Raw genomic sequence first — 5,975 nt, 5'->3', positions numbered from 1 at the left:
TGGACCAAAGTAGCTGCTGAACAGACCATGGGCAGGGTCTCTGTCGGCACTATACTGGTCGTAGTCTTTCTGTGCCTTAACAATCCGCTGAATATCTTCTGGCTCAGTTAGAGGCTCAGCCTGCTCCACCATTTGCCAATATAACGCCAAGTAGTCTTTGTAAGCCTCAAAGACTTCCGTTTGCACTGTCTCTAGGGAATCAATTTTGGCAAACAGTAGATACTTAGAGAAGTATTGGTTGGCATCGTAAAACTTCATTTCTAAGTTTTGTGCCAAGTCCTGATAGCGATCGCGAATTACTCGCATTGGTTCAATGTATTTTTCCTGATAGGCTTCATCCCTGAACAATGGCTGAAAGTCTAGAACCACCAGAATCTTCTTTTTGCCAAAGGCTAAGAAGTCAATCCCTAGCAAAGGGAGATCGTAACAGTGACTGGGATAGATCACACTGTTAAACACTTGGGAGACTGGTCCCACATCCATGTAGGTATAGCGAATCTTCCGCAATTCCGGGCATTGGTAACACCAGCTTTGAATAATTGCCCGATGTTTAGCGCGATCGCTTACCTGGCGTTCTAAGCCTGGGGGAATTGGTTGACTGCTTAAATCAAACTGCTTGAATAGCTCTTTTTCCAGATAGTCCAGGAAAGGCTGATACATTTATATTGCTCGTATACATAGTAAAACCCTTACTGAGCATAGAGGATCGCCATACTTCCTGTCTCATTTCTCCCAGACAAAGAAATAATCGTTAACATTTTGCTTTAGAAGCCTGACTAAGGGTAAGCATTCAGCCGTCAGCTATCAGCTAATGCGCTACGCCCACGCTACAGATGCTGCTATTAGCTAATACGCTACAGATGATGCTAGCAGGAGCTTTAACTGCATGGGGTCGGATCTGTAAAACCAGCCGGGATTTTCTACCAGTCCTACCAGCACCCCCGATGCTGGTTTACTATCGACGGTTTGATGAACTGACGGCTGACTGCTGATAGCTCAATGCTTACGACTAAGCCACGCAAATACCCATCCCCAAATGCCCATACCCATATCTACCTAAGGGGAAGCTTTCCTTGCCACCCTGTCAAAGCATTAGCAAGGAAAGCGCTGCCAGTCAATAGGGATTACTTAAAAACTAATCCTTCATTGTGTTATATGGCAAGGTACTTCATCAAAACTTTGCAAACTCACCAGTCAAATGTACTGAAAATCCCAGTTTTTTCTGTAAGTAGTAAGTAAATAGTAATAAATTACTGAATAGATTACTGAATAGATTATTTTAATTAATTCCCTTTGAGGCGTAATTCGCTAATTTTCCGATTTTAAAGGGAAAATTAAAGTCTTAAGTGCCATTCTATCCGCCTCATCCATGATGGCGGTTTTTACAGCGCGAGTTTTTAGATTAACCTTTAATGATGACTTTAACCCCATTAACTACTATAGCATCAGTATCGATAACTAACCGAGAACTTCAAACTAAACCAGAACTCCAGTTACTCCTTTATTGTGTCCGAACCAGTATCGACGAAACGACTGCTGAGTCTATCAAACGCTTACTGCTTGAGCAAGACATCGACTGGACTTATCTGCTCAAAACAGCTCGCCGTCAGAAAGTCTTACCGCTGCTGTACAATAGTCTCAAAAATACCTGCCCAGACCTGGTTCCCCAGAACATCCTCAAACAACTCCGAGATTATTTCCAGCACTTAGTAGTACACAACACATTTCTGATTCAGAAACTACTCAAGCTCCTGACTCTTCTGGAGAAACACGGAATTTCTGCTATCCCCTTCAAAGGCCCTACCCTTGCTGTTTCAGTTTACGGCAATCTGGGGCTGCGGCAGTTTGGTGACTTAGACATCCTGGTTGATCACCAAGACATCCCGAGAGTGAAAGAATTACTGCTGTCTCAAGGGTATGAATTGCAAAAAGACCTAGGCTGGGAGTATCACTTTGTGGATAAAAAGAGTCGAGTCTGTATTGACCTTCACGAGGGGATTGTACCCGATTTATTCTGTTTGCCATTAGATTTTGAGTATTTGCGATCGCATCTTCAGCCTCTATCTGTTGCTGGTAAGACAATCTCTACTATCTCGCCAGAACAGATGCTGTTAATTCTCTGTGTGCAATTGGGCAAAGACTGTTGTCACTGGAGTGTACGTCTGGCTCAGTTATGCGACGTTGCTGAACTACTGCGCACTCATTCCCAGTTAGATTGGCGCAGAGTACTCGCAGAGGCTGAAAAGCTCGGTTGTGAACGCATGCTCTTGCTTGACCTTTGCCTAGTCAGGGATTTGCTGGGAGTCACGTTGCCACAGATAATCCTAAATAAATTGCAATCCCAACCAGTCTCCCAATCCCTCGCTATCCAAGTACGATCACAGCTTTTCCGTGACTTTGAAGTCGGCCCTAAGCTCTCAGAAGCAAAAGGGTTTTGGGCTTTTTTCTTGTCCTACAATCATCGCTTTTACTTCACCATGAGAGAGCGTCTGCATGACAGAGTGATGTACTGTCTCCATTGGCTAAAAAACAGTTTGTTTGTTACCGTCATGCCCAACGAAGCAGATTGGGCGTTACTGTCCCTGCCTAGAGTGCTAGCTTTCCTGTATTATCCAATCCATATAATACGGCTGTTAATTAAGCATGGGATACAACCAATTTTCAGAACTGATCACGAGCCCCACTCCTTGTAAAATTTTTGGCCTTGCTTAATAATGGCATGATTTTAAGCGCACCTCTAGAATGGGCATGTTTGCGTGGAATGGGCATCAGGTGTAGAACTGGCATCTTGCCAGTTTCCTGCTTATTTTCGCGCGGGCAGGATGCCCAGTCTACTCCTATTAATTCCAAGACTGACGCAACGCCTCATATTTATATATAATTTTTCAAAATTATTCGGTAAATTCAATTTACCAAAAGATTTGGGTTTAAAGCCCCGTCCTTCTAGGACGGCTTTTTCTTAAGACTTTGTATTGACAGTTTGTACTAGGTGTGCTACTATAAAATTATAAACAATAAACTAAAAGATTAGATAGATATTATCTAACAATAAGTAGACAACGTAAAAAATCTGCAAAAGAGTGCAGATTGCGTGATTCCGTCTAACGACTTGAACGTCTATGAAAAATTTAGATAAAAAAAGTACCTATCTATCTATATAAAAAAAAAGAAGGTACGGTGGGGCACACCGAAACCTAGATCTATGATCAGAACGCTTAGGTCGAATCGGCCTCTACTCTTTCTGGTTCCGACCTGGCTGAGCAAGTCGGCTCGTTGAAGTAAGAATCCCCGTTCTTACAGGACGGGGAGTGTCAATTACCCCCTCTTGATGCAGTCGGTCATGAGGGTAACCCCCACAGGTCGGCGCTGTTTTGCGACTCCCGACTCCCTAAATCTGATCACCAAACCGATGCTCTAGAGGGAACTATCTAAAGCAGCAGCTACCACCCGATGCTCTTGATCCTTCATCAGTTCTGCCCATGCTGCTTTAGCATCGGGGGAATCAAATCGTTTGAGGGCACGGGCAACATGCATCCGAATACGCCACCATTGTGAATCTTTCAGAGCCAAAATTTGCTGCAATGCCTCAGTTTCCTTAACAGTACCAGCCAGTAACCCTAGGGCATCAATTCCTGCTTCTCGGACAGTTGGGTCTTCCCCTGCTAAGCCGCAAATACAAATACTATAGAGTTCTTCTGGACAAGACATTTCCACCAAAGCAGCAAGAATGCTACGGCGCACCAGCCAGTGATCATCCTGTTGAAAGGTAGTGACCAGATGAGATATCGACACGTCTCCATACTTAGACAAGGAATTGGAAGCTTCTGCCCTTACATTGGGATCTTTATCAAATTGCATCAAATTTAACAACGCAGCATAGGACTCGTCAGTCCGTTTATTCCCCAGTCCCATTGCCACAAAGGAGCGCACTAAAAACTCTGGGTCCTTAAGTTTACTTTTGAGTAGGGGAACAGCTACATCTGAACCATACTCTCTCAAAGCAGTAAGTGCCCTGAGGCGATCCTGGGCATTTGGACTTTTGAGAGAGATTTCGATTTGGCGGATGTCCATAGCACTACAGAGGCAGCTTTTTTTACATTTCTTAACAGCTTTAATCAAAGATTATCATAATTTAGTATAATTCTCATCAAGTGAACTAACCCTAGCTTCCCCTAGTAGCTAAGGCTAGTTCACTTTATAGTTTTTGTGAACCGTTGCGTTGATGAGATGGTAAGGTCAACCTTAAACCTTAAACCTTAAACCTTAAACCTTAAACCTTGGCCAATAGGCCACGCTACGTGAACAACCTTCAACAAAGATCAACCATGACGACTCAACTAAGCGACTATATCAAAGAGCTAATTACCAAAGCCAGAATTGTCAGCTTTACCAACTGGCAACACTCCTATCCCCCAGGGATTATCGAGCATTTCCAGGCAGCTGATGATCACGGTCGCTATCTTACCGATGATGACTTGCAGCAGATTAAAGCCTGTTCACCAGATACGGAACCCTTAATCAATACAGCCAAATTTTTGCGGGATAACGCTTCTGATATCGTTTCCGAAGCGCGGGAAACCGTATTGGCTCAATATCCTGATATTACTAAACCAGGGGGTGGTCTTTATCCCCCCCCACGAGCAGAAGCCTGTTGGCGAGATTTTTGGCATTTCCTCCGTTGTATTACCTATGGAATTGCTGGCAGTAGCACCAACTTTACTAGTGCTGAAGGACTGCACTATATGAATTTGTTGTACAAAGAATTGCAAGTTCCAATCGCCGCAATGGTATCAGGATTAGAAGAGATAAAGGCAGCTAGTTTAAAGCGATTATATGAACCCGAAACAATAGCTCCCTATTTTGATCATTTAATTAATAAATTGAAAAAATTTAGCTAAACCAATAAATCAGCAAAATAACTATAAACTATAAAATTTAAACGAGATAGTAATGATTTTTAATTAAATTAAAATTTAAAATTTAAATTAACAAAGCAATGTCTATATCCAAATTTAAATACTTCTTTGATTGCTGTGTAGGAACCTGGGTGGCACAACGTACCTATCATAATCTGACTCACCAGGAGGTAGAGCGCTCCCTTACAGAATTCACCATTGAACCCCTGTCTTCTCCCCTTAAAACTAAGGTATTGATAGATAATCAGCAACCTGACTTACCTAATATCAATGACCTGTGTGGTTATCATCTTGGTTTCGAGACAGTTTCTGAAAAAGGTGAACGGGTGTCCCAACAACTGAATATGCTTTTTGTGCCTCAGGTCGAAGAATCAATGATTATAGAGGGAGATTATTTACGCGATCGCGCCTACGAAGAAGCTAAACCTAAAGTCGCTCATTTTAGCTTCGATACCAATAAACTAGAACTTTTGATGACCACCTACTATACCCGTGTGGTATCTGTTGATTCCATTACCCTGATCAATCCCAACTTAAGAATCCGCAAAATTATCAATTACCAGCGTCCTCCAGAAAGTCAACCCCTAGACAAGGTGGTTCTAGTAGGATTTGGGGTGGAGCAAAAAGCTTAATATAGCAGTTTTTAATTGCCTGAGGTACTTTCGTTATGGGTTTTAGGGAATCGGGAATCGGGAATCGGGAATCGGGAATCGGGAATCGGGAATCGGGAATCGGGAATCGGGAATCGGGAATCGGGAATCGGGAGTCGGGAATCGGGAATCGGGAATCGGAAACAAATCCTGTGTACCTCATTACTATGATAAATGCTATAAATCCTGTTGATGGTTAACTGTTGACAGTTGACTGTTATGTTTCCGTTGATACTAGTTCTGGTCTCCAAACATAACTGTCACAAAAGTTTACAATTACTAATGTTGAAGGATTGGAGCCACGGTGTATAACTGAAGATGTAAATCCGGGTAAAGGCTCTAATTTACTAGATTTGCGTGAGCTACAACACCACCCCAGCTGAATGATCAGCGGGGGTGGTGTTGTAGA

Annotated in this window: 6 protein-coding genes; 3 read left to right on the top strand and 3 right to left on the bottom strand. The window is 42.8% G+C overall.

Annotation, left to right across the window (positions count from 1 at the left end):
* Window positions 1-660: 15,16-dihydrobiliverdin:ferredoxin oxidoreductase (locus tag F6K37_RS30365; protein WP_287254227.1), on the bottom strand; the 660-nt coding region annotated here is incomplete at its 3' end.
* 752 nt (window positions 661-1,412) lie between these two features.
* Between F6K37_RS30365 and F6K37_RS30360 the strand changes: the two genes are divergently transcribed.
* Window positions 1,413-2,693 carry a nucleotidyltransferase domain-containing protein gene (locus F6K37_RS30360; RefSeq protein WP_287254225.1) on the top strand — a complete coding sequence of 427 codons (1,281 nt, stop codon included), beginning with the start codon at window positions 1,413-1,415 and terminating at the stop codon, window positions 2,691-2,693.
* Window positions 2,694-3,414: 721 nt separating this feature from the next.
* Here F6K37_RS30360 and F6K37_RS30355 read toward each other — a convergent pair.
* A complete protein-coding gene (locus tag F6K37_RS30355; protein ID WP_287254228.1) occupies window positions 3,415-4,071 on the bottom strand; it encodes a HEAT repeat domain-containing protein in 657 nt (218 codons plus the stop codon).
* A 254-nt stretch (window positions 4,072-4,325) separates the two neighbouring features.
* Between F6K37_RS30355 and F6K37_RS30350 the strand changes: the two genes are divergently transcribed.
* Both F6K37_RS30350 and F6K37_RS30345 read left to right on the top strand, forming a co-directional pair.
* Window positions 4,326-4,898, top strand: a complete 573-nt coding sequence (locus tag F6K37_RS30350) for a bilin-binding protein (RefSeq protein WP_008184563.1) — start codon at window positions 4,326-4,328, stop codon at window positions 4,896-4,898.
* A gap of 98 nt (window positions 4,899-4,996) precedes the next feature.
* Window positions 4,997-5,548 carry a phycobiliprotein lyase gene (locus F6K37_RS30345; RefSeq protein WP_008184565.1) on the top strand — a complete coding sequence of 184 codons (552 nt, stop codon included), beginning with the start codon at window positions 4,997-4,999 and terminating at the stop codon, window positions 5,546-5,548.
* 11 nt (window positions 5,549-5,559) lie between these two features.
* Here the strand turns inward: F6K37_RS30345 and F6K37_RS30340 are convergent, their stop codons facing one another.
* Complete coding sequence (locus F6K37_RS30340) at window positions 5,560-5,817, bottom strand: hypothetical protein (protein ID WP_502887786.1); 258 nt, start codon at window positions 5,815-5,817, stop codon at window positions 5,560-5,562.
* Window positions 5,818-5,975 lie beyond the last annotated feature (158 nt).

Source organism: Moorena sp. SIO4E2 (assembly GCF_010671945.1).
GTDB classification, from domain to species: domain Bacteria; phylum Cyanobacteriota; class Cyanobacteriia; order Cyanobacteriales; family Coleofasciculaceae; genus Moorena; species Moorena producens.
This window is presented reverse-complemented; position numbering and strand designations above follow the sequence as displayed.